Raw genomic sequence first — 552 nt, forward strand, 5'->3', positions numbered from 1 at the left:
AAGGGCGAACGGATCGTCGCCGCCGGGTTGGAGGAGCTGCGGCTAGGATTCCCGTTCCACATCCACGGGATCCATTCCGATAACGGCTCCGAGTTCATCAACCACCACCTGGCCCGCTGGTGCGCCACTCGCAAGATCACCTTTACCCGCGGCCGTTCCAGCCACAAGAACGATCAAGCCCACGTCGAGCAGAAGAACTGGTCGGTGGTGCGCCGAAACGTCGGCTACTTCCGTTACGACACCCCCCAAGAGCTCGACCTACTCAACCAGTTATGGCCACTGACCTCACGACAGGTCAACCTGTTTTTGCCCCAACAGAAGCTGCTCAGCAAAACCCGCGACGGTGCGATCGTGCGCAAGAAACACGACACCGCGACCACACCCATGCGTCGTCTACTCGATCAACACGGCGACATCGTGGACCCACACGACCGCCATCAGATCCAGGAGATGCTAACAGCCACCGACCTCCTCGCGCTGCGTCACCAAATCACTGACCTCCAAGCCAACCTCATCGACCTCGCCCGCCGCAGAGGACTCCTCCAGCAACGA

The 552-nt window shown here is 60.5% G+C and carries 1 pseudogene; it reads left to right on the forward strand.

The features are described 5' to 3' along the window. Window positions 1-552 (forward strand): annotated as a pseudogene (locus ABEA06_RS13465) (integrase); the annotation flags it as partial.

Origin of the sequence: Kocuria gwangalliensis, assembly GCF_039544365.1 — a bacterium.
Lineage (GTDB): Bacteria > Actinomycetota > Actinomycetes > Actinomycetales > Micrococcaceae > Kocuria > Kocuria gwangalliensis.